This window comes from Formosa agariphila KMM 3901 (assembly GCF_000723205.1).
GTDB lineage: Bacteria > Bacteroidota > Bacteroidia > Flavobacteriales > Flavobacteriaceae > Formosa > Formosa agariphila.
On record NZ_HG315671.1, the window covers coordinates 1,727,518 to 1,751,410 of the forward strand.

Annotated in this window: 26 protein-coding genes; 19 read left to right on the forward strand and 7 right to left on the reverse strand. The window is 32.3% G+C overall.

From position 1 onward, the window contains the following. From sucD to hisIE, 12 genes are all read left to right on the forward strand, one after another. Entirely contained in the window at window positions 1-882 is an 882-nt protein-coding gene (gene sucD, locus BN863_RS07395; RefSeq protein ID WP_038529185.1) for a succinate--CoA ligase subunit alpha, read from the forward strand. A 213-nt stretch (window positions 883-1,095) separates the two neighbouring features. Continuing rightward, window positions 1,096-1,842, forward strand: coding sequence for a 3-oxoacyl-[acyl-carrier-protein] reductase (gene fabG / locus BN863_RS07400; RefSeq protein ID WP_038529186.1), 747 nt, complete (start codon window positions 1,096-1,098; stop codon window positions 1,840-1,842). 3 nt (window positions 1,843-1,845) lie between these two features. Then, entirely contained in the window at window positions 1,846-3,873 is a 2,028-nt protein-coding gene (locus BN863_RS07405; RefSeq protein WP_038529188.1) for a hypothetical protein, read from the forward strand. 10 nt (window positions 3,874-3,883) lie between these two features. Beyond that, a complete protein-coding gene (locus BN863_RS07410) occupies window positions 3,884-4,699 on the forward strand; it encodes a prohibitin family protein (RefSeq protein ID WP_038529190.1) in 816 nt (271 codons plus the stop codon). A 247-nt stretch (window positions 4,700-4,946) separates the two neighbouring features. Then, the gene (gene hisG, locus BN863_RS07415; protein WP_038529192.1) at window positions 4,947-5,804 is read left to right on the forward strand and encodes an ATP phosphoribosyltransferase; all 858 of its coding nucleotides are present in this window, start codon (window positions 4,947-4,949) and stop codon (window positions 5,802-5,804) included. 15 nt (window positions 5,805-5,819) lie between these two features. Next, window positions 5,820-7,109: a histidinol dehydrogenase gene (hisD, locus tag BN863_RS07420; RefSeq protein WP_038529194.1), complete on the forward strand. Its 1,290-nt coding sequence runs from the start codon at window positions 5,820-5,822 to the stop codon at window positions 7,107-7,109. Continuing rightward, complete coding sequence (gene hisC, locus BN863_RS07425; protein ID WP_038529196.1) at window positions 7,109-8,149, forward strand: histidinol-phosphate transaminase; 1,041 nt, start codon at window positions 7,109-7,111, stop codon at window positions 8,147-8,149. Before hisD ends, hisC begins: the two co-directional genes overlap by 1 nt. Then, a complete protein-coding gene (hisB, locus tag BN863_RS07430; RefSeq protein ID WP_038529198.1) occupies window positions 8,146-9,282 on the forward strand; it encodes a bifunctional histidinol-phosphatase/imidazoleglycerol-phosphate dehydratase HisB in 1,137 nt (378 codons plus the stop codon). The genes hisC and hisB overlap by 4 nt, the downstream gene beginning before the upstream one ends. Window positions 9,283-9,356: 74 nt before the next feature. Then, the gene (gene hisH / locus BN863_RS07435; protein ID WP_084817486.1) at window positions 9,357-10,016 is read left to right on the forward strand and encodes an imidazole glycerol phosphate synthase subunit HisH; all 660 of its coding nucleotides are present in this window, start codon (window positions 9,357-9,359) and stop codon (window positions 10,014-10,016) included. Between the two features lie 19 nt (window positions 10,017-10,035). Continuing rightward, window positions 10,036-10,764, forward strand: a complete 729-nt coding sequence (gene hisA, locus BN863_RS07440) for a 1-(5-phosphoribosyl)-5-[(5-phosphoribosylamino)methylideneamino]imidazole-4-carboxamide isomerase (RefSeq protein WP_038529200.1) — start codon at window positions 10,036-10,038, stop codon at window positions 10,762-10,764. 6 nt (window positions 10,765-10,770) lie between these two features. Further along, the gene (hisF, locus tag BN863_RS07445; protein WP_038529202.1) at window positions 10,771-11,526 is read left to right on the forward strand and encodes an imidazole glycerol phosphate synthase subunit HisF; all 756 of its coding nucleotides are present in this window, start codon (window positions 10,771-10,773) and stop codon (window positions 11,524-11,526) included. 25 nt (window positions 11,527-11,551) lie between these two features. Further along, the gene (gene hisIE / locus BN863_RS07450; RefSeq protein ID WP_038529204.1) at window positions 11,552-12,151 is read left to right on the forward strand and encodes a bifunctional phosphoribosyl-AMP cyclohydrolase/phosphoribosyl-ATP diphosphatase HisIE; all 600 of its coding nucleotides are present in this window, start codon (window positions 11,552-11,554) and stop codon (window positions 12,149-12,151) included. Window positions 12,152-12,216: 65 nt separating this feature from the next. On the opposite strand, the gene BN863_RS07455 is transcribed toward hisIE, so the two are convergent. Beyond that, window positions 12,217-12,606: a hypothetical protein gene (locus BN863_RS07455; protein ID WP_038529205.1), complete on the reverse strand. Its 390-nt coding sequence runs from the start codon at window positions 12,604-12,606 to the stop codon at window positions 12,217-12,219. A gap of 103 nt (window positions 12,607-12,709) precedes the next feature. On the opposite strand from BN863_RS07455, the gene BN863_RS07460 reads away from it, so the two are divergent. From BN863_RS07460 to BN863_RS07475, 4 genes are all read left to right on the forward strand, one after another. Continuing rightward, complete coding sequence (locus tag BN863_RS07460; RefSeq protein WP_038529207.1) at window positions 12,710-13,498, forward strand: tRNA pseudouridine synthase A; 789 nt, start codon at window positions 12,710-12,712, stop codon at window positions 13,496-13,498. Window positions 13,499-13,697: 199 nt separating this feature from the next. Beyond that, window positions 13,698-13,856 carry a DUF1328 domain-containing protein gene (locus BN863_RS18245; protein WP_038529209.1) on the forward strand — a complete coding sequence of 53 codons (159 nt, stop codon included), beginning with the start codon at window positions 13,698-13,700 and terminating at the stop codon, window positions 13,854-13,856. 48 nt (window positions 13,857-13,904) lie between these two features. Then, a complete protein-coding gene (locus BN863_RS07470) occupies window positions 13,905-14,441 on the forward strand; it encodes a hypothetical protein (RefSeq protein WP_038529211.1) in 537 nt (178 codons plus the stop codon). A gap of 68 nt (window positions 14,442-14,509) precedes the next feature. After that, window positions 14,510-15,187 carry a DUF2461 domain-containing protein gene (locus BN863_RS07475; protein WP_038529212.1) on the forward strand — a complete coding sequence of 226 codons (678 nt, stop codon included), beginning with the start codon at window positions 14,510-14,512 and terminating at the stop codon, window positions 15,185-15,187. 14 nt (window positions 15,188-15,201) lie between these two features. Here the strand turns inward: BN863_RS07475 and BN863_RS07480 are convergent, their stop codons facing one another. Continuing rightward, window positions 15,202-15,618, reverse strand: coding sequence for a hypothetical protein (locus BN863_RS07480; protein WP_038529214.1), 417 nt, complete (start codon window positions 15,616-15,618; stop codon window positions 15,202-15,204). Between the two features lie 120 nt (window positions 15,619-15,738). Here BN863_RS07480 and BN863_RS07485 point away from each other — a divergent pair, with 120 nt between their 5' ends. From BN863_RS07485 to BN863_RS07495, 3 genes are all read left to right on the forward strand, one after another. Then, on the forward strand, window positions 15,739-16,131 hold the full coding sequence (locus BN863_RS07485) for an acyl-CoA thioesterase (RefSeq protein ID WP_038529216.1): 393 nt from the start codon (window positions 15,739-15,741) through the stop codon (window positions 16,129-16,131). Window positions 16,132-16,230: 99 nt separating this feature from the next. Beyond that, complete coding sequence (locus BN863_RS17975; protein ID WP_084817487.1) at window positions 16,231-16,734, forward strand: lipocalin family protein; 504 nt, start codon at window positions 16,231-16,233, stop codon at window positions 16,732-16,734. Between the two features lie 27 nt (window positions 16,735-16,761). Further along, window positions 16,762-17,436, forward strand: a complete 675-nt coding sequence (locus BN863_RS07495) for an OmpA family protein (RefSeq protein ID WP_038529218.1) — start codon at window positions 16,762-16,764, stop codon at window positions 17,434-17,436. Window positions 17,437-17,511: 75 nt separating this feature from the next. Here BN863_RS07495 and BN863_RS07500 read toward each other — a convergent pair whose 3' ends face one another. The 5 genes from BN863_RS07500 to BN863_RS07520 form a co-directional block, all read right to left on the reverse strand. After that, window positions 17,512-18,759, reverse strand: coding sequence for a mechanosensitive ion channel family protein (locus BN863_RS07500; protein WP_038529220.1), 1,248 nt, complete (start codon window positions 18,757-18,759; stop codon window positions 17,512-17,514). Between the two features lies 1 nt (window position 18,760). Then, window positions 18,761-19,051 (reverse strand): DUF3817 domain-containing protein, encoded by a 291-nt coding sequence (locus BN863_RS07505; protein WP_038533310.1) that lies wholly within the window; start codon window positions 19,049-19,051, stop codon window positions 18,761-18,763. Window positions 19,052-19,141: 90 nt separating this feature from the next. After that, window positions 19,142-20,542 (reverse strand): TolC family protein, encoded by a 1,401-nt coding sequence (locus BN863_RS07510; RefSeq protein ID WP_038529222.1) that lies wholly within the window; start codon window positions 20,540-20,542, stop codon window positions 19,142-19,144. Continuing rightward, the gene (locus tag BN863_RS07515) at window positions 20,539-21,894 is read right to left on the reverse strand and encodes an HlyD family secretion protein (RefSeq protein WP_038529224.1); all 1,356 of its coding nucleotides are present in this window, start codon (window positions 21,892-21,894) and stop codon (window positions 20,539-20,541) included. The genes BN863_RS07510 and BN863_RS07515 overlap by 4 nt, the downstream gene beginning before the upstream one ends. Then, window positions 21,894-23,561 (reverse strand): peptidase domain-containing ABC transporter, encoded by a 1,668-nt coding sequence (locus BN863_RS07520; RefSeq protein WP_038529226.1) that lies wholly within the window; start codon window positions 23,559-23,561, stop codon window positions 21,894-21,896. Before BN863_RS07520 ends, BN863_RS07515 begins: the two co-directional genes overlap by 1 nt. Between the last annotated feature and the right edge of the window lie 332 nt (window positions 23,562-23,893).

The following is a 23,893-nucleotide window of genomic DNA, read 5'->3' on the forward strand; positions in this document are numbered from 1 at the left end:
ATGAGCGTTTTAGTAAATAAAAATTCGAAAATAATTGTTCAAGGGTTTACAGGAAGTGAAGGTACTTTTCACGCCGAGCAAATGATTGAATACGGAACTAATGTTGTAGGAGGAGTAACTCCAGGTAAAGGTGGTCAAACACATTTAGACAGACCTGTTTTTAACACAGTAAAAGATGCTGTAGAAAAAGCTGGTGCAGATACTACAATTATTTTTGTGCCGCCAGCATTTGCTGCCGATGCTATTATGGAAGCTGCAGATGCAGGTATTAAAGTAATTATTACAATTACAGAAGGAATTCCTGTTGCAGATATGATTAAAGCCGCGGATTATATTAAAGGTAAAGATTGTCGTTTAATTGGACCAAACTGTCCAGGTGTAATTACTCCTGGTGAAGCTAAAGTTGGTATTATGCCAGGTTTTGTATTCAAAAAAGGTCATGTTGGTATTGTATCTAAATCAGGTACTTTAACTTACGAAGCTGCAGACCAAGTTGTAAAACAAGGTTTAGGTATCACGACTGCTATTGGTATTGGTGGAGATCCAATTATTGGGACAACGACTAAAGAAGCTGTAGAACTTTTAATTAACGACCCAGAAACTGAAGCTGTTGTTATGATTGGTGAAATTGGAGGTCAATTAGAAGCAGATGCTGCAAACTGGTATAAAGCTAGTGGAAGTAAAAAACCAGTAGTTGGTTTTATCGCTGGTGAAACTGCTCCTGCTGGTCGTACTATGGGACACGCTGGTGCAATTGTAGGAGGTAGTGATGATACAGCTCAAGCTAAAAAAGCTATTATGGCTGCTTGTGGAATTCACGTTGTAGATTCTCCTGCTGAAATTGGTAAAAAAGTTGCTGAAGTTTTAGCACAATTAGCATAATATAAAACATGTTTAGCTAATTTATTGGCTAGATATAATATATAATACATCTTTTAAAATCCGTTAACTCGATACTGTTAACGGATTTTTTTATGGATATAATTTAATTTATAACAGAAACGCTAGAAAACCTCACAAATATTTGTGAGGTTTTTTTATACTGTCAGATTTTGAATTACTATCTTTGAGGTATTAATTTTTATCTAATTACACATGAAATTATTACAAGGAAAAACAGCAATTATTACAGGTGCAAGCCGCGGAATAGGTAAAGGAATTGCTCAAGTTTTTGCACAACATGGTGCAAATGTCGCATTCACTTATAGTTCTTCTGTAGAAGCTGCAAATGCTTTAGAAGCCGAATTAAATGGTTTAGGAATAAAAGCTAAAGGATACCAAAGTAATGCTGCTGATTTTAATGAAGCTCAAGCTTTAGCAGAAGAAGTTGTAAAAGAATTTGGAAGTATAGATATATTAATAAATAACGCAGGAATTACAAAAGACAACTTGTTAATGCGTATTAGCGAAGCAGATTTCGATCAAGTTATTGAAGTTAACTTGAAATCGGTTTTTAATATGACGAAAGCTGTACAACGTACTATGCTTAAACAACGTAAAGGGTCTATTATTAACATGAGTTCTGTAGTTGGTGTAAAAGGTAATGCTGGTCAGACTAACTATGCGGCGTCTAAAGCTGGAATTATCGGATTTTCAAAGTCTGTTGCTTTAGAATTAGGATCTAGAAATATTAGAAGTAATGTTGTGGCTCCAGGATTTATAGAAACAGAAATGACAGCAAAACTAGATGAAGCTACTGTTAAAGGTTGGAGAGAAGGTATTCCTTTAAAACGTGGTGGTACTCCAGACGATGTTGCTAATGTTTGTGTGTTTTTAGCAAGTGATTTAAGTGCGTATGTTACAGGACAAACGCTTAATGTAGATGGTGGAATGTTAACATAATATATGTCTATAGAAACAGTATTATATATAATTCTTGCTGGAATTGTAGCCCTTTTATTAGCTTTATTTCAGTATAAATATAAAGTGAAAAGCATGTCTAAACAGTACATGCTTTTCGCTTTTTTACGGTTTATTACCATTTTTTCTGTGCTCTTACTTTTAATCAATCCTAAGTTAGATCAACTTCAGTTAACTACAGAAAAACCAAAGCTATTAGTTGTTGTAGATAATTCTAATTCTATTACACAACTTAAACAAGATGCTAATGCTAAAGAAGTTGTTGAAAACATACGCTCACATTCAAATTTAAACAACAAATTTAATATTGAATATTTCACATTAGGTAAAACACTCAGCACTAGCGACACCTTAACTTTTCAAGACAAACAAACAGATATTGCATCGGCTTTAGATGCACTTCAGGATATTTATAAAGACGATGTCGCTCCAACCATTTTAATAAGTGATGGAAACCAAACATTTGGTAGTGATTATGAGTTTACAAATTATAGCAATCCCGTATATCCTATAATTTTGGGTGATACAACCCATTATGTCGACTTAAGCATTAGGCAGCTTAACGTAAATAAATACGCGTATTTAAAGAATAAATTCCCAGTTGAAACGATTCTTGTCTACAACGGGAAAGAGGCTGTAAATACTGTTTTTACAGTAACTAGTGGTGAGCAAACGGTGTATTCTAAAAATATATCTTTCAGTGAAACTCAGAACTCAGAAGTATTAAACTTTACACTACCAGCAAATCATGTTGGCACATCAACATATAAAGCCCATTTAAAACCATTAGACACTGAAAAAAACACAGTTAATAATATAAAAAACTTTGCTGTTGAAGTTATAGACGAGCAAATGAATATTGCTGTAATTTCTACTTTTTATCATCCCGATTTAGGTATGCTTAAGAAAAGTATTGAAAGTAATGAACAACGTTCAGTTACTATTTTAAAGCCTAATGAAATAAAATCTAAATTGAATGATTTTAATTTAGTGATTCTATACCAACCTAATAATCAGTTTAAATTTATTTTCGATGCAATTAAGGCAGAGAATAAAAATGCTTTTATTATTTCAGGAACACATACAGATTGGTTCTTCTTAAATAATCAGTCTAATGTGTATGAACATGATATTACAGCGCAGTCTGAAGTTTATCAAGGTGTCTTTAATACTAATTATTCCATGTTTATTGTAGACGATTTAAACTTCGATATGTTTCCTCCATTAAATTCTAGCTTTGGAGATTTAACCTTTTTTGGTCCTTACGAGACTTTACTTTATAAAAAATATGGAAACTTAACCACCGAACAACCGTTATTAGCCACTTTTGAAATTAATGGTAGGCGAGAGGCGCTGTTGTTAGGCGAGAACATATGGCAATGGCGAGCGCAAAGTTTTTTAAACGAAAAGTCGTTTCATATGTTCGATAATTTTGTAGGAAAGTTAATTCAGTATTTAGCGTCTACTAAACGAAAAACACGTTTGATTCTCGATTTCGAATCGTTTTACGAAGGTGTAAATAATGTGATCATCAAAGCGCAGTTTTTTAATAAGAACTACGAATTTGACGGACGAGAAACACTTCAAATAAAAGTAAAAAATAAAGAAACAGACGAGGAGACGGAATTGCCTTTCGTGCTTAAAAACAACAATTATCAAGTAGATTTAAGTCATTTATCAGCATCTAATTACGACTTTACCGTAAGCGCAATTAACGAAAAGATTTCAAAATCTGGAAGCTTTACAGTTTTAGAATATAATGTAGAGCAACAGTTTTTAAACGCCAATGTTTCTAAGTTAAATGTATTAGCAAATAAAACAAGCGGAACGTCTTATTTTATAGATAGTTACGATTCAGTTTTTAATGAATTAATTTCTAGTAAAAAATATACTAGCATTCAAAAAAGTACAAAGACCACTCAAGGTTTAATTGATTGGAAATATGTGCTAGGAATCATAGTTTTCTGCTTATCTTTAGAGTGGTTTTTAAGAAAATATAACGGATTAACTTAATAAAAATATAATGGATAAATTACCTAAAATTGCATTGCCTATTCTTGTTGCTATCGTAGCAGTAATCATATTAATTTCAAAATCGGCTATCACCATAAACTCAGGGGAAGCTGGAGTATTATATAGAACATTTGATGACGGAGTTGTTACAGATGAACCACCTTTAGGTGAAGGGTTTCATGTTGTTGCGCCTTGGAACAGAGTTTTTATTTACGAAGTGAGACAACAAGAAATTTACGAAAAAATGAATGTGTTATCTTCTAATGGATTAGATATTAAATTAGAAGCTTCAGCGTGGTTTCAACCACAATTCGAAAATTTAGGAAAACTTCACCAAGAAAAAAGTGAAATGTATAAAGAACGTATTTTACTTCCTGCCATTCGTTCGGCAGCAAGAAGTGTAGTGGGACGTTATACACCAGAACAATTATATTCTAGTAAGCGTGATGCAATTCAGCAAGAAATTTTTGATGAAACAAAAAGTATTGTAGCTGATCAATACATTCAATTAAATCAGATATTAGTTAGAGATGTAACATTACCTTCTACAATTAAAGATGCTATCGAGCGTAAATTAAAGCAAGAGCAAGAATCTTTAGAATATGAATTTAGATTAGTTACAGCTCAAAAAGAAGCTCAGAAACAAATTATTGAAGCACAAGGTAAAGCTGATGCAAACAGAATTTTAAGTGAGTCTTTAAATGATAAAATTTTACAAGATAAAGGAATTGAAGCTACAGTTAAATTATCTGAATCTCCAAATTCTAAAGTCATTGTAATTGGTTCAGGTGATAGCGGATTACCGATTATACTTGGAAATCAATAATTAATTAATATTTTTTAGTTTAAAACTTGCATAAGTGTTTTAAATTTTTGAATATTTGTGTATAACAAAAAAAGAACATGAACTTTATTCAATTACATCATCATCATTTTCATACTTGTACTTAGACGAGCTGAAAGTGTATTGAATAATTTTCAAAATAATATATTTTTAAACCCCGTTTGAGTTAATCAGATGGGGTTTTTATTTTTCTCCATATGATGTTACTCAAACCACATTAATCAACAAAATGAGTAAATTAAAAATTGCAGTCCAAAAATCAGGTCGACTTTACGACGAATCTATGCAAATCCTTAAAGACATAGGAATTTCTATAGATAATGGAAGAGATCAATTAAAAGCATCGGCTAAAAATTTCCCTTTAGAGGTGTTTTATTTACGTAACGGAGATATTCCTCAGTATTTAAAAGATGGTGTTGTAGATGCCGCTATTATTGGTGAGAATGTTTTAATTGAAAAAGGTGGAGACATCCAAATTGTACAAAAATTAGGATTTTCGTCTTGCAAGGTTTCTATCGCTGTTCCAAAATCGGCTAAGTATGCTAGTATGCAAGATTTGGAAGGTAAACGTATCGCAACATCTTACCCAAATACGGTACAACAATTCTTAGATAAAAACAATGTAAATGCTCAGTTACATATTATTAATGGTTCTGTAGAAATTGCTCCTAATATTGGGTTAGCAGATGCCATTGTAGATATTGTTTCTAGTGGAAGTACCTTGTTTAAAAATGGATTAAAAGAAGTTGAAGTCTTATTAAAATCTGAAGCAGTTTTAGCCTCTTCACCATTAATTTCTGAAGCTAATTCAGACATTCTAAACATCATAAAATTTAGAATAGAATCTGTTTTAAAAGGGCGTCGTTCTAAATATGTGTTATTAAACGCACCGAATGATAAATTAGACGAAATTATTGCCATTTTACCGGGTATGAAAAGCCCAACAGTATTACCTTTAGCACAAGAAGGATGGAGCTCTGTTCACACTGTAATCGACAAAAATAAATTTTGGGAAATTATCGACGAACTTAAAGGACATGGCGCAGAAGGTATTCTAGTTTGTCCTATCGATAATATGGTTTTATAATTAAAGAAACATACAATGAAAATTATTGAAAATCCCAATAAAGCAGATTGGTCAGACATTTTACAACGTCCTACGCAAACTGTAAATGACATTGAAAATACGGTTACTCAGATTTTTGATGATGTTAAACAGAATGGGGATAAAGCTATAGCAAAATACACTGAGCGTTTCGACGGCGTGACTTTAGATACTAATTTAGTGAGCTCGGATGAAATTGAATTTGCTAAAAGTCAAGTGTCAGCAGATTTAAAAGATGCGATAACGATAGCTTATAAAAACATTGAACGTTTTCATGCCGCTCAAAAAACTTCTAAAGTAGAAGTTGAAACTATGGTGGGAGTGCACTGCTGGCAAGAAAAACGAGCAATAGAAAAAATTGGGTTATATATTCCAGGAGGAACAGCGCCTTTGTTTTCTACCGTTTTAATGTTAGCTATTCCTGCAAAAATTGCAGGTTGTAGAGAAATCGTTTTATGTTCGCCACCAAATGCTTCAGGTAAAATTGCAAACGAAATTTTATTTGCTGCCGATTTATGTGGGGTTTCAAAAATTATTAAAGTAGGAGGGATTCAGGCCATTGCCGGCTTAACGTTTGGTACGGAAAACATACCTCAAGTCTATAAAATTTTCGGTCCAGGAAATCAGTTTGTAACGGTTGCTAAGCAATTGGCTACTAAATACGGTGTCGCTATCGATATGCCTGCAGGACCAAGCGAATTGTTAGTAGTTGCAGACGATAGTGCAAATCCGCCTTTTGTGGCTTCAGATTTATTAAGTCAAGCAGAACACGGGGCAGATAGTCAGGTGATTTTAGTATCTACTTCTAAAACCATGATAGACGATGTATTAAAAGCCGTAGATGTCCAAATAGAACAATTACCACGACACGATATTGCGAAGAAAGCCATTGCGAATTCTAAGCTAATTTTAGTCGAAAACGACGAGATTGCTTTAGATTTAATAAATGAATATGCACCAGAACACTTTATTATTTGTTCTAAAAACGAAGACCTGTTTGTAAATGGAATTCGAAATGCAGGTTCCGTATTTATCGGGAATTATACACCTGAAAGTGCCGGAGATTACGCTTCGGGAACCAATCATACATTACCAACAAACGGTTTTTGTAAAGCATATTCTGGCGTTAATTTAGATAGTTTTTTAAAGAGTATCACATTTCAGAAAATAACAGATAAAGGTTTATTAGATTTAGGTCCGATTATTGAAAAAATGGCGGCTGCCGAAGGGTTAGAAGCACACAAAAATGCAGTGACTTTACGATTAAACGATTTAAATAAAAACTAATGGCAACTGTACAAGATCTTTTAAGACCTTCCATAAAAGCACTAAAAGCATATTCTTCTGCTAGAGACGAGTTTCAAGAAGAAACCAGTAATATGGTGTTTATAGATGCAAACGAGAATCCGTTTAATAATGGTGTAAATCGTTATCCTGACCCGCAACAAAATGCGGTAAAGGACCTTTTATCTGAAATAAAAAACATTTCAAAATCTAATATTTTATTAGGTAACGGAAGTGACGAAGTGTTGGATTTATTAGTGCGAGCATTTTGCGAACCTAATAAAGATAACATCATTATTTTACCTCCAACTTACGGGATGTACGAGGTGTTGGCAAATTTAAACGCTGTAGAAACAAGAAAGGTTTTATTGTCTGAAGATTTTCAACCAGAAGGGGATCAGATTTTAAAAGTAGCCGATTCAAATAGTAAAATATTGTTTTTATGTTCGCCTAACAATCCGTCAGGAAACAGTTTTAAGGACCACGAAGTAGAAGCCTTATTAAAGAAATTTGAAGGTATAGTGGTTATAGATGAAGCTTACATCGATTTTTCTAATCAAGACAGTTGGTTAGATCGCTTAAGTGAATTTCCAAACTTAGTCATTACCCAAACTTTATCTAAAGCGTATGGTATGGCGGGAATAAGATTGGGACTGTGCTATGCTTCAGAAGAAATTATAAAAGTTTTAAATACAATTAAACCGCCGTATAATATTAATGTGTTAACGCAAAATAAAGCGGTAGAATTGTTAAAACAAACCGATGTTATTAGTGATGAAATTGATTCTATTTTAATTGAGCGTAGTCGTTTAATTTCAGAATTAAAATCTATTGCTTATGTCGAAAAAATATATCCGTCAGATACTAATTTCGTACTCGTAAAAGTAGACGACGCCACTAAACGCTATAATCAATTAATAAAAGAAGGTGTTGTAGTTCGTAACCGAACAACGCAACCGTTATGCGAAAATTGTTTACGTTTAACCGTTGGAACACCATCAGAAAATAAAACGCTAATCACCGCACTTACCAAGTTACAATGAAACAAAAAGTACTATTTATAGATCGTGATGGAACGATTATAAGAGAACCTGCCGACGAACAAATTGATAGTTTCGAGAAGTTAGAATTCTATCCGAAAGTCTTTCAATATTTAAGTAAAATTGCGAAAGAATTGGACTATGAAATCGTAATGATTACAAACCAAGATGGTTTAGGAACAGACGTATATCCTGAAGATACATTTTGGCCTGTTCATAATTTTATTCTTGAAGCCTTTAAAAATGAAGGTGTAGAATTTAAAGAGCAATTTATCGATAGAACCTTCGCAAAAGACAATGCACCTACACGTAAACCTAATACGGGCTTGTTAACAAAATATTTTTCTGAAGCTTACGATTTAGAGAATTCGTATGTTATTGGTGATCGTTTAACCGATATTGAATTAGCAAAAAACTTAGGGTCTAAAGGGATTTTTATTAACGATAATACAAATCTTGGTACTGATGAAATTACCGTTAAACGTGAGGCTTTAAATGATTTTATTAGCTTAGAATCTAACGATTGGGAAGCCATTTATAAACATTTAAAGGTTGAAGATCGTACAGGAAGCATAGAACGAAATACCAACGAAACCAAAATTAAAATTGATTTAAATTTAGACGGAACTGGTAAAAGTAATATTGAAACAGGAATCGCATTTTTCGATCATATGCTAGATCAAATTGCGCGTCATGGGCAATTAGATTTAAATATAAAAGTGGATGGTGATTTAGAAGTAGACGAACATCATACTATTGAAGATACAGCTATTGCTTTAGGCGAATTATTTAATACTGTTTTAGGAAATAAATTAGGAATAGAACGCTACGGTTTTTATTTACCAATGGACGATTGTTTAGCTTCTGCTGGTATCGATTTTGGAGGAAGAAACTGGTTAGTTTGGGAAGCCGATTTTAAACGTGAAATGGTTGGTAAAATGCCAACAGAAATGTTTTATCATTTCTTTAAATCGTTTACCGATGGAGCAAAATGTAATCTAAACATAAAAGCAGAAGGGACTAACGAGCATCATAAAATTGAAGCTATTTTTAAGGCTTTTGCAAAAGCAATAAAAATGGCAGTAAAGCGCGATGTAGAAAAAATGATTTTACCATCAACTAAAGGGATGTTGTAAAATAGAAGTTCATCTTAATCTTCCCAAATGGAAGAGATACTCTTGTGTTTTTGGGAGTGAAAAGAATAAAGAATATGAGTTTAAATAAAGAAAATTTACAGCATACAAGTGAGAGTTCCTCTTCTTCAGGGAAGTTAGAAGGGGCTCAATCTGTTGTAATTATAGATTATGGTGCCGGGAATATTAAAAGTATTCAGTTTGCATTTAAGCGTTTAGGCATAGATGCAGTACTGTCTAACGATCCGGAAACGATTAGAAAAGCAGATCGTGTTATTTTTCCTGGTGTTGGTGAGGCGAGTTCCGCTTTAAAAATGCTTAAAAATAGTAAGTTAGACAAATTAATTCCGACGTTAACACAACCTGTTTTAGGAATTTGTTTAGGGATGCAATTAATGTGTAAAACTACTGAAGAAGGAAATACGGAAGGATTAGGGATTTTTCAAGTCGATGTAAAACGTTTCTCCAATACGGTAAAAGTACCGCAAATGGGGTGGAATACCATTACTAATTTAAAGTCCGATTTATTTAAAGATATTCCTGAAGAATCTTATATGTATTTAGTGCATAGCTATTATGCAGAAGATTGTAAAGAGGCCATTGCAACAACCAATTATAATGGAAACTATACAACAGCCGTAAAACATAACAACTTTTATGGTGTGCAATTTCATCCAGAAAAAAGCAGTATTGCAGGCGCTAAATTGCTTGAGAATTTTTTAAATCTAGAATCATAAACTGATTAATACGTAACTAATGAGAATTATACCAGCCATAGATATTATAGACGGAAAATGCGTCCGTTTAACTAAAGGAGATTACGATACAAAGAAAATATATAACGAAAATCCATTAGAAGTAGCTAAGAGTTTTGAAGATGCAGGTGTAGAGTATTTACACTTAGTAGATTTAGATGGTGCAAAAGCAAGTACAATTATAAACTATAAGGTTTTAGACCAAATTGCTTCAAAAACAAACTTAAAAGTAGATTTTGGAGGTGGTTTAAAAACGAACGAAGATTTACATATTGCTTTTAGTTCTGGAGCAAAACAAATTACTGGCGGAAGTATTGCTGTTAAAGACAGTACAATGTTCGAAAGCTGGATTCAAAAATACGGAAGTCAGAAAATTATTCTGGGTGCCGATGCTAAAAACGAAAAAGTAGCTATTAGTGGTTGGTTGGAAGAAAGTAGTTTAGAAGTTACTCCGTTTATAAAAGGCTATATGAGTAAAGGTATTCAGTATGTAATTTGTACCGATATCTCTAAAGACGGTATGCTAGAAGGCCCTTCATTCGATTTATATAAAAAGATTATTGCCGAAAATCCAAACATTAAACTAATTGCTTCAGGTGGAATTTCTAGTAAAGAAGAATTACCAAAATTAAAGGAATTAGGATGCGAAGGTGTGATTATTGGTAAAGCGATTTACGAAAACAAAATCAGTATGAAGGATTTAGAAAAACTGGTTGTAAACTCTCAATAAATTAATATGCTTACAAAACGAATTATCCCTTGTTTGGATATTAAAAATGGAAGAACCGTAAAAGGTGTAAATTTTGTCGATTTAATTGATGCTGGTGATCCGGTAGAATTGGCAAAACAATATGCTTTAAAAGGTGCAGACGAGTTGGTGTTTTTAGATATCTCGGCAACTTTAGAAGGTCGAGGAACAACATTAGATATGGTATTGCATGTTGCAGAACAGGTGAATATACCCTTTACTGTGGGTGGCGGTATTTCTTCAATAGAACATGTCGATGCTTTATTACAGTGTGGGGCAGATAAAGTGTCTATAAATTCTTCGGCTGTAAAACGCCCAGAATTGGTTAAAGAATTGGCCGAAAAATTCGGAAGTCAGTGTGTGGTTGTTGCAATTGACGCTAAAGAAATGGATGGACAATGGAAAGTGCATTTGGCAGGAGGAAGTATTCCAACCGATATCGATTTATTTGAATGGGCAAAGCAAGTTGAAGCATTAGGTGCTGGTGAAATTTTATTCACTTCGATGAATCACGATGGCACTAAAAACGGTTTTGCAAACGAGGCCTTAGCAAAATTGTCGGGTATGTTAAATATTCCAATTATTGCTTCGGGAGGTGCAGGAACCATGCAACATTTTGTAGATACGTTTAAAGATGGAAAGGCAGATGCCGCACTTGCTGCAAGCGTATTTCACTTTGGGGAAATTCCTATTTCAGAATTAAAAGACGAATTAAAGAATAATAATATAGCCGTAAGATTGTAATATTTTACGATTCAAAATAAGAGTAATGAATATAGATTTCAATAAAAATAACGACGGATTAGTGCCAGCTATCGTACAAGACGCTTCAACAAAGCAAGTGTTGATGTTAGGATATATGAATGCCGAAGCACTAGAGAAAACCAAAGCAACTAAATTAGTTACTTTTTTTAGCAGAACTAAAAATCGCTTATGGACTAAAGGTGAAGAAAGTGGAAATGTCTTAAATTTAGTTGATATTAAATTAGATTGCGATAACGATACATTATTAGTTTCTGTACTTCCAAAAGGACCAACATGCCATAAAGGAACAGATACGTGTTGGGGAGAACCAAACGAAGAATCGTACGGATTTATCTCGCATTTAGAAGATGTGATTAAAGACAGACGATTAAATTCGGATGCTTCAAAATCGTATGTGTCTTCATTGTTTGAAAAAGGAATCAATAAAATTGCACAGAAAGTAGGAGAGGAAGCGGTAGAAGTTGTTATTGAAGCAAAAGATAACGACGATAATTTGTTCTTAAACGAAAGTGCCGATTTGTTATTTCATTACTTAATTTTACTTCAAGCCAAAGATTTCGAAATTAAAGATGTTATCGACGTATTAAAAGGAAGAGAAAAATAGAAGTTATTAAAAAGGAGAATCTAGCGTGCTACATTCTCCTTTTTTTATATATGGTGATTTGGTTTTTAGGCCAGCAAATTTTTAGATTTAGAATACTTAGAAAAAAATAGTAATCCTACCGAAAAAACTAAGACTAAAATTGGCATAATTAAGCTAGGTGGTTTAACTACAAAAAACAGATATCCCATTTGTGCAATTACCGCTATTAACGAAGTTAGTGCTATAGGATATGCAAATTTTCTTCTAGCCATTAGTAAAATACTTGCTAGAAAACCAAACAAGACGGCTACAGCGTATGCACGCATAACCCAGACAGGGAGTTCGGCAACGCCTTCGGTTTGAGCTTCTATAGAATTAGATTGTATAAAATACTGATTAACACCCAATCCATTCCAGAGTAAATAAAATCCAGTTATAATCCAATACCAAATAGGTGGCTTAGTCGCGTTAGTCATAAATTAAAATAATTAGTGGTTTAATTTGGTTTAAAAGTAGTGATTTTTTTGAGAAGTCTACTAAAATCGGTTACTTGCACCTCCTTATAAAAATCTTTTTCAGTTGAATAAACGTTATTTTTATCTTATCGAAATTCAGTATTTAGGCTATCGTTTTCACGGTTGGCAAAAACAGCCAAAACTAAAGACGGTACATCTTATGATTGATAAAACCATGCGTTATATTATGGATGGTAAACCGTTTAAAACCTTAGGTTCTGGGAGAACAGACGCTATGGTTTCTGCACAACAAGGCGCGTTTGAATTATTTTTAGAAGATAAAATTGAAGATGAAGTAGCGTTTTTAGAACTGTTTAATTACAACTTGCCTCAAGATTTAAGAGCATTATCCATTACTGAAGTCGATAAAAATTTCAATGTGATTAACGCGTCTAAAATGAAAGAATATGTGTACGTGTTTGCACATGGCGCTAAATTTCATCCGTTTTGTGCGCCGTTTATGACTACAATTTTAGATGAGTTAGATATTGAAAAAATGAGGTTAGGAGCCAAGCTGTTTGAAGGCGCTCATAATTTTAAAACCTATTGTTACAAACCTTCAGACACGGGGATTTTTAATCGTGAAATCGATACTTGCGAATTGGTAGAAAACACATTGTTTACTGCGAGTTTTTTCCCAGAACAGTCGTTTATGTTGCGCGTTAAAGGTAAAGGCTTTATGCGAAATCAGATTCGATTAATGATGGGCGCACTAATAAAATTAGGCAAAAACGAAATTACATTAGACTATATCAAAGAGAGTCTTAAACCCGAAAGTACAGAAGTTATGGACTATATCGCTCCTGCTTCAGGATTGATTTTAAATGCTGTAGAATTCGAAACTTTAAATTAAATTTTACACCTCATACTTCACATTCATTTCTCTATTCATAATAAGTTAATAGCTTAATTGTGTGTTATGCAATTAATTGACTTAAATTCTTCCATATTGTTTTGCGTCAAAACAAATTGTGTTAGAGGACTTCTACATGTGATTAAATAATTAATTTTAATGATATAATTGAAATATTAATCATTTAAAAAATAAAATTATGTTACGTTGGACAATCATATTTATCATTATAGCAATAATCGCAGGGGTTTTAGGATTTGGAGGCATTGCCGGAGCATCGGCAGGAATTGCTAAAATAATATTTTACATTTTTTTAGTGCTTTTTGTGCTTTCACTTTTAAAAGGTTTAGTGAAATAGATGGTTAGAAGAAAACAATAAATAATTTTTAATCTAAAATAAACACTCATGAAAACGATATATGTAATGTTTGCCATGTTATTTGTGTATACAGTACATGCGCAAACTCAACCCAAAGAGGTTATAGAAGAAACAAAAACAGTCACCACAAAAGTTAATACAGGAACTGAAATTAAAGAAAGTACTGTAGAGTATAACACACGTAAAGAACAAGATGTGAAACTGGCTGAAGGTGATAAAAATAAAATCAATCAGAGTCGAGTAGATGCACCTGCACAGGTTACAGAAACTGTTCGTGTTACTGATAATAGTCCGTTTACTGCAAATAATAAATCAATGAAATATGAATTAGACGGAAAAGTATGTCAATTTAGTATGCATGAAAACGGATTTTTAATTTCTGATTCAGCAAGTACCAAACCTACTAAAGTTGAACAATCTGATGCTGATGAAACCCAATTTGTTTTGAATGATAACGGAAAAACAGGAATTGGTTATTTTGATGAAGAAGGAAATTTTATAGTACAACAATTCGATAAAAAAACAAACGAAATTGTATCTAAAGTATATACTTTAATAAAATAAAAACAGCATGTTTAATTTGCTACAGCCCTAGTTTACTAGGGCTTTTTTATATCTTTAGCCTAACAAAAATGTATGATATGATTTCTAAACGTGTACTTGATTATTTAACTGAATTAGAACAAAATAACGATAGAATATGGTTTCAAGAGCATAAAGCTGAATTTAGAGCTGTTGAACAAGAGATAAAAGAAGCGTATAATACATTATTTACGTTGTTAAAAACACACGATGATGTCGATGCTGTGAAAATTTTCAGAATTTATAGAGACGTAAGATTCTCAAAAAATAAAACCCCGTACAAAACACATTTTGGAGGTTCTATTCATCGTACAAAACCGAATTTAAGAGGCGGTTATTATTTACAAATACAGCCCAATAATAAATCGTTTATTGCAGTAGGATTTTGGGATCCTAATAAAGAAGATTTACTTCGTATTCGAAAAGAATTTGAAGTCGATGCTCAAGAAATGAGAGATATTATGGCAGATGCTAAATTTAAATCGACTTGGGGAGATTTAGAAGGCGATGAACTTAAAATGGCACCTAAAGGATTTGATAAAACCCATACAGATATTGACCTGATTAGAAAAAAACAATTTATTTTCACTAAATCTTTTACCGACAAAGAAGTGCTTGCACCGGGATTTCTTGAGGAGGTTAATAATTCTTTTAAAATAATTAGACCGTATTTTAATTATATGAGCGACGTGTTAACCACAAATATTAACGGAGAATCGCTCATATAATATAGAATTTGTAGTTAAATAACCTTTGCAAGTTGTTGAATATCGAACACCTGAATGTTATTTATAAGTTGTTCTTTAACAATATTCATCATACGTTTATTTAGAGTAGAAGAATTTTCAATATAGGTTAAATATTCCTCGACAGTAAACTGTCCGATAATCATACCTTTAATAGAATTTCTGAACTTAATGTCTTTCTGTATGGCATTTTCAATGTAAATAATCTTTTTTGATGTGGTTAAATCATAGAACATGCTTTTGTGTTTAGTAATGTAATTTTTAAGAACTTCAATAACTAAGTCTTCCTGAAATTTAATAATAGGCCGTAATGTTTCGTTTTGAAAACGTTCGGCACTACTCATGTTTTCATTTAGCTTGCCATACGAGGTCGCGGGGCGAATAGCTTTAAGATTGTTGTGTCTTGTTGTCATAATATTAAACATTTTTACTAAAATTATTAATTATCTGATTTCATAATTTTGTTGACGCTATTAGTTGTTAACCTTGTTATGAACAATTATTAATTTACCTTTACATAAAAAATAATTTTTATGAGATTTCATACCAGAAAATGGGTAAAACCAGAAGATTTAAACGCTAACGGAACATTATTTGGAGGTACGCTATTAGCTTGGATAGACGAAGAAGCTGCTTTGTATTCTATAATTCAATTAGAGAATAGTAGAGTTGTAACTAAATATATGTCTGAAATTAATTTTGTGAGTTCTGCAAAACAAGGCGATATTATAGAAATAGGTATTAGTGTGAAAAAATTTGGTAAATCATCTTTAACCCTAAAATGTGAAGTCCGAAATAAAATGACACGAGAAACTATTATTGAAGTGGAAAATATTATTATGGTGAATTTAGGTGAAGATGGAAAATCTAAGCCACATGGTAAAACCGAAATTGAATTTGTAAAAGACCGTTTAAGTAATCAATAATAAGGAAGTAATCCTTTTATTACGTTTTTTAAGTAAAATGAATAAATAGTGAACTAAAAATATTAAATTAGTATTAATTAATAAATAACCATTTTAAATATGAAAAAAATAATTTACATGACTTTAGCGCTTCTAGTGTTTTCGTGCTCAGGGACTAAGTCGACAACAGCAAGCCAGCCAAGTAAAAAAATGCTAAAAGGAACTTGGGAAGTAACAAACGTAAAATTTGTAGGAGATAAAGGATTATATAAAGCCTTTTTATTCGATTTAGCAGATTCATCTTGTTTTAAAGGTGGAGAGTGGGTGTTTATTCCAAACAATGGTTCAGGAAAATTTTCTACTAATGTAAACAGTTCTGTTTGCGATGCGTATACGCAAACTATTCATTGGTCGTTTTTAGAATCTGCAGACGGATTTACACAGTTTCAATTTAAATATGTAGGTGACGATATTAAAGCGAAGAATGTAAAATCTGGATACCGTGGAACGATTCAAGAAATTAGTGATAATATGATGGTTCTTAAAGTTCCGTCTGAATATGAAGGAAATCCATTTGATGTTATTTTAACTTATAACAAGACTTCGGATAGTATTGAAATGTAATAATTTAATATAATTAAATAAATAAACATGAAAAAATCAACAAGTATATTAATGGCACTAGCTTTAGTGTTTTCTTTATCTTTTGTGAGTTGCGATTCACTTAAAAATGCAAATGACACACAAAAAGGAGCAGGATTAGGTGTTGCCGGAGGTGCCTTAATTGGAGGTCTTATAGGTGGTAACATTACAGGAGCGCTAATTGGTGCAGCAGTAGGTGGTGCAGCAGGTGGAGTTATTGGTCACAGTATGGATAAACAAGCAGACAAGATTGAAGAAGCTCTTCCTGGAGCAGAAGTTAATCGTGTAGGTGAAGGAATTCAAGTTGTTTTTGATGATAAAAGTGGAGTGACTTTCGCAACCAATAAAGCAGATTTAACAGCTAAAGCTAAAGAAAATTTAGATGCTATTGCAGAAGTATTTATTGAATTTCCTGATACAAACTTATTAGTTGAAGGACATACAGATAATACAGGAAACGATGCTTATAACATGACTTTATCTGAAAAGAGAGCACAGTCTGTAGTTACATACTTAAAAAGTAAAGGTGTAACTGGTGATCGTTTTGACGTTACAGCATATGGAGAAACTAAACCAAGATTTGATAACGCTACAGAAGAAGGACGAACTAAAAACCGTCGTGTAGAGATTGGAGTTTCAGCTAATGAAGAAATGATTGAAGATGCAAAAGCACAAGTAGATTAAACCTCTAAAAAAATTCTATAAAAAAGCCGAGTATTATTAAATACTCCGGCTTTTTTTATGTCTTAAATATTCTATTTATTCTGATAATTCTGGTGAGTAATTTGATAACTCATAGATTTCTAAATCAAAATAAGGTACAGCTGCTAGTGAATGATCAAAGATATCAGACATGATATATTCGTAATTCTGCCAGCGTTTGTCACTACTAAAGGCATATATCTCTAAAGGAAGCCCTTGAGGCGTAGGAGCAAGCTGACGTGTCATAATGGTCATGTCTTTGTTTATTGCAGAATGACTTTCAATATAATTCTGGATATATTTTCTAAACACACCCAAATTCGTCATGTTTCTACCATTAATTAATACCGATTTATCAGCGTTATTAGTGGTATTATAACTAGTAATATCCTCTTGTCTTTGACCTAAATAATCAGATATTAATTGAATTTTTTTAAGTTCTTCAATTTTTTCATCGGTTAAATAATGAACACTTTTTGCTTTAATTATTATTGCACGTTTAATTCGTCTTCCTCCAGAGGAGCTCATCCCTCTCCAGTTTTTAAACGATTCTGATATAAGTGCATATGTTGGAATGTAAGTTATGGTTTTATCAAAATTCTGAACTTGAAGTGTATTTAAGTTAATTTCAATAACATCACCATCGGCACCAAACTTATCCATAGTAATCCAATCTCCTATACGAACAGTATCGTTTATAGCGACCTGAATACTAGCAACAAAACCAAGAATTGTGTCTTTAAAGATTAATAATAACACAGCAGAAGCAGCTCCTAATGTGGTAAAGAAAGTTTTAATTTCGATTCCAGTAAGCAAAACAAATATAAACGCAATACCAACAAGCCAAAGAAATAACATGAGCACTTGTATATAACTATCTATAGGTTTGTCTTTTAAACTAGGAATAGTTTTAAAGTAAGATTCTAAAGTGCGTAATACACTTCTAATAATCCAAATAACAAGGACAACGTTATATAGCTTTAATAACAATTCAACTATAGTTTCAAACGCAGGAAAATCAACAAATACAATAGGTACGCATTTTAAAGCAATAATTAGAGGTACAATATGTGCAACATTTCTTGGCGCTTTATGACTTACTAATAAATCGTCGAAATTGGTTTTCGATTTTGCAGCGAAAGTAGAAAATGCTTGAAGTATAATCTTTCTAGATATAAAATCTGAGATAAATAATATAACTAATAGTATAGCCAATAACACAATCATATTGAGGTATTCGGCCGACGTTTTAGCAATATCTAAAGCAATAAAATAGTCGTGAAAGTAAGTTGTAATGTCTTCCATTTTATGAAGCTGGTTTAAAATATTTTGAATCAGCAATAAAAGTACCGAAAGGGACTAAAGACGCTAATAAAACTAAAGCCATGGTTTTTGCGTTCCACTTTAATTCTATACCTACTAAAATGGCTAAAACAACATAAGCAACAAATAATAAACCATGTGGCATTCCTAATAGTTTTACATATGTAGGGTCTTCTAAAGCATATTTAACAGGAACTGCAATACCCAATAAAAGAATGTAAGAGACACCTTCTAAAAAACCAACAATACGCAATGTTTTTAATACTGAATTCATAAGAAATTTAATTTTTTGCAAATATAACAAAGCATACATGGCTTATCTGTTATTTTATACGAAAAAGCAACTTTTGAATTCGGATATATGCTAAATAGAAAGCCCTAAGCTATTATAAAGCTTAGCTATAGCAATAAATTGTTTTGTAGCTAAATTATTTTCTTTAAGTTGAGCATCAATCAATTTTTGTTCCCGAGAATTTATTAAAAATAGAGAGCTATCTCCTAAGGTAAATTTACGTTCTTCTGCTTGCACCATAATTTCATAATCACTTACCATATTTTTAATTAATTCGTTTTGTGTACTCAACGAGCTAATTTCTGCTTGTATGGCTTCGGCCTTATTTCTTATATTAAGTACTTCGCTTATACGATCGTATTTAGCGTCTTGTAACTTAAGTTTAGCTAGTTTTAAATCGCCACGTTCTTTTCTTAAAAATAGGGGCATACTAAAATTTACATATGCTTTATAATTAGAAGTATTAAAAGAGTTTAATTGGTCTACATCCTGAGTTAAGAAATTATATTGTAAATCTAGTTTAGGTAATAACTTTGTTTGTTTGTAAAATTTATCAATATCTAACTGTCCTATTTTAGCATCTAAACTCATTATTTTTGGGTGAAAATCGAGTAATTCATCATTGTTTTCTATGTCTTCTAAAAGCAAAGATGCTTTAAGGTTTTCTAGTGTAGGAACCTCTGGTAAAATACCAACTTGAACTTCCATAGGAATATCGTTTACCCATAAATAATTACTTAGTTCTAGACTCGTTTTTTTAGTCTGTAATTTGGCGGCTTCTAATCCTAATAATCGATTTTGATAAATAATTTTAGCTTCTGTTATATCTATTTGAGCTAAATCTCCTGCATTAGCGCTTTTTTCTACTGCAGATAAACGCACTTTAGCATTTTCTAAGAAGTCTTGATAAATTTGTAATTCGTTGCTCGCTTCTAACCAATTAAAATAGGCTTTACTTGCTGCAAATAGTACATTGTTAATTAAAAGGTCTCGTTCTGCTTGAGATTGTTCTTTAAAATATTTTGCCTTTTTTAAAGTAGCCATACGGTCATCTATTAAAAGCCCTTGAGCTAATGAAAAAGAAACACCGGCACTGTATAATCCATCTTCTGGAACGGTTAAACTTGGATCTAGATAATATCCTGAATTGTTTTCGTAATTCGCTTTAAATTCTATTCCATACCAGGTAGGAACTTTAAAGGTTGAATAAAAGATATCGTAATATTCGGTGCCTTTAAATGTCTTTCTACTATAATCTACTTCAATTTTTGGATCAAATCCTCCGCGAGCTTTTAAGAGATTCGCTTCTCCAGAACTCAATGTAAGTTCTGCTTGCTTCATTATAGGATGATATTTTTTTACATATCCTAAATACTCTTCAAAAGATAAGGTTTGAGAAGGGATTTCATTTTGCCCCATTACAGACAAACAAAAAACACTTTGAAGTATTAAAAAAATTAATCGTATTCTCATTTTTTACTGTCTTTGGAATTTTTTGCTTGGTCGGGTTGATAATAGTTAGGAGGGAACCCATTAAGGTTTCTCCACAATTCAAACCAAATAGGAACATCTTCTAAAAGCGCAAAAGTGTATGCTCCCGAACCGATACTCACTTTTTCTGGCCACGGAAATTCTTCTGTTAAAGGTGCAATGAGGACTCTAAATTTTCCATTAGGACTTATAAAAGATTCTATAGCTACAACCTTACCAGCAAAAGTTCCATAAGACGTATTGGGCCAACCACTAAAAAAGATAGATGGCCAGCCATCAAATTGAATTCTAACTTCATCATCAATATGTAGTAGAGGTAGATCAATAGGATTTATATACGTTTCTACTGCAAGCTGATAATTTGCTGGCATAATCCCAACAATTTGTTCGCCCTCCTTAAATGTTTCTCCAATACCACCTTTAATGGCTTTAGTAATATAACCGTCTTGAGGCGCTTTTATATAATATAAATCACTTCGCATTTGGTAATTTGTAGACTGATTCTCTAATTTAGAGACTTGTGCTTCGGCGTCGTATTGATTGGTTTCTGCGGTGTATTTATCACTATTAGCTTTTGCAATTTTATCGGCGTATTCGGCAGAAATTCTATTAATTTCAATACGAGCGTTTATAATATTGTTTTCGCTTGTTAGTAATTTATTCTCGGCAGATATAAGTTTGGCTTGCGATTCTTGAAGTTTAACGCGTTTTTCCTCTACATCTGTAACAGATTTTAAACCTTCGCTTTGTAATGTTTTGGTCCGATTAAATTGTCCTTCGGTAATAATATAGTTGTTTTTAATGGCTTCTAAATCCATACTATCGCTTACAACCTTAAATCGCGATTGTTCTAATTTATTTTTGGCTTGAGAGAGTTTTAAACGTTCCTCATTTTTTAATGCGGCAATTTGTCGATCTAAAGCATTTATTTTTTCTTTATACGATAGTACCGATTTGCTTTTTGCTTCTCTTTGAGTATTGGTTCGTGCTACCAAATTTGGATCTTGATATTCATTTTTAATTTCGGAAATATGTAATAGAGTATCTCCTTTTTTCACGAATTGTCCTTCAGAAACATGCCAATGTTCTATACGTCCTGGAATAGGAGATTGAATGGTTTGTGGACGTTGATCCGGAGTTAGTGTTGTAACAAATCCTCTACCACTAACATTTTGTGTCCATGGTAAGAACATGGCAATTAAAATAATAATCGAGAATATGATTAATAGTTTATTGAAAACTTTATTTGTCTTGGAAGTAAAAGCTTTTTTATATGCGCTAAACTTCTTCAAAGAGACTTCTTTATTAAGCTGATTTTTGGAAATATTTAGCATTATATATTCGATTTGTTTATAATTTGTCCGTTTGAAATTTCGATGGTTTTATTGCAATATGTCCACCAATGAATATTTTGGCTAGAAACAACTAATGCCCAAGGTCTGTCTTTACCTGTTAAATATTTAATTAAACGTTCGGCTTCATCATTTTCAAAATACTCTAGAGGATCTTTTAATAACAATAATTTAGGCTGATGTACTATTGCTCTAGCTAATAAAATACGTTTAGATACCGTAAACGGAATTTGACTACCTTCAGGATCTAAAACGGTTCCAATACCATTAGGTTGTCTTTTAATAAAAGGTAATAATCCAGTGTTTTTTAAAACTTCGTGTAAATACTCTTGAGAAACATCGGTTCTACCAAAAGTTATATTTTCTAGAATGGTACCTTCAAAAGGTAATTGAGATGGTAACACTTGCCCAACACAAGCTCTATATTTATTTGGACAAATACCAACCATAGACACATCGTTCACATAAAAAGCGCCATAGGTCGAGGTTAATAAGCCAGAGAGAATTTTTAGCAATGTTGTTTTTCCTGATCCCGATTGTCCTGCTAAAAGTATGCGGTCACTCTGATTAATATCGATAGAAATCTGACTTAAAACTTTATAGTTTTCAGGGTCGCGATATGTTAGTTTATCTAATTCGATATGTAAATCGCGGGCGGTTCTAAATGGATCTTCGCCAGTTTGAGGTTCTAATTCTTTATCGACTACTTGTCCTATTTTTTCTAAAGATGTAAGTACGTCGTAAAACGATTCTAAACCATGTATTAATTTTTCAACAGATGTAATTACCAATAAAATAATAATTTCTGCAGCTACAAACTGACCAATGTTCATTTGCTGATTAATAACAAGTAATCCACCAATACTTAATAAACCTGCAGTAACCAAAACTTTAAATCCTACTAATTGTAGAAACTGAACGACTAAAATTTTAAAATGGTCTTCACGGGCATCTAAATATTTAGAGGTTAAATAATCATTTCTATCCATTGCTAAAGATGTCTTTCCAGACAATTTAAAACTAGATAGCGAACGTGATATTTCTTGAATCCAATGTGCAACTTTATATTTGTTTTTAGATTCTAGTAAGCTTGTTTCTAAACCTTTTTCGGCAGTAAATCTAAACACGATATAAATAAGTAAGACTAAAAGTAGTCCGTATAAGATGAAAAAAGAATGATAAAAACTTAGTAGAATAAGACCAAATACAATTTGAAGAGCAGCTGCAGGAAAGTCTAATAGAATTTTAGAAAGCCCTTTTTGAATCATTAAGATATCGAAAAAACGATTGGCTAACTCTGGCGGGTAGGTGTTATATAACTCTTTCATTTTTATTTTAGGAAACCTATAGGCAAATTCAAAAGACGCTCTTGTGAATATTTTTTGCTGAATAGATTCTAAAATTCGCATTTGCATAAGTTGTAATAAACCTTGAAAAGCAACACCTAATGTAACAACTACAACTAACACAATCCATGAAGAAGACACTTGAGCACCTTGAATTAAATTTATAATGGCTTGTATTCCTAAAGGCAATGTTAAAGCTACAATTCCGGCAAAAATGGCGTAGTAAAAGATTTGCCGGATATCTTTTTTTTCTAGCTTTAAGAGATTAACAAAACGTTTCCAGGGAGTTAATGTTTTTTTCATATAACGTGTTTCATTTTTTTAAATGTAATACTCAAACTAGAGTTGTATTCGATATCTTTTTTGTGAAAAGTGCAATATATAAACCTTTGTAATTATTATTGGCATATAAGTTCTAGAAAAGAAATTGGACGTGTTAGCGTACATTTTATAGGTGTAGACAAAGAATACTTCAATATTAATGTTTGTTTAGAATTTTAATCTTGAAATTTAAAATTTTAATTACTAACGACATTGTCAAAAAATGTTAAGGATATTATAAATACGATATGAATATTATTTTATGTTTTTAATTATTAATTTAATAAAAAAAGATCGCCCTAGAGCGATCCTTT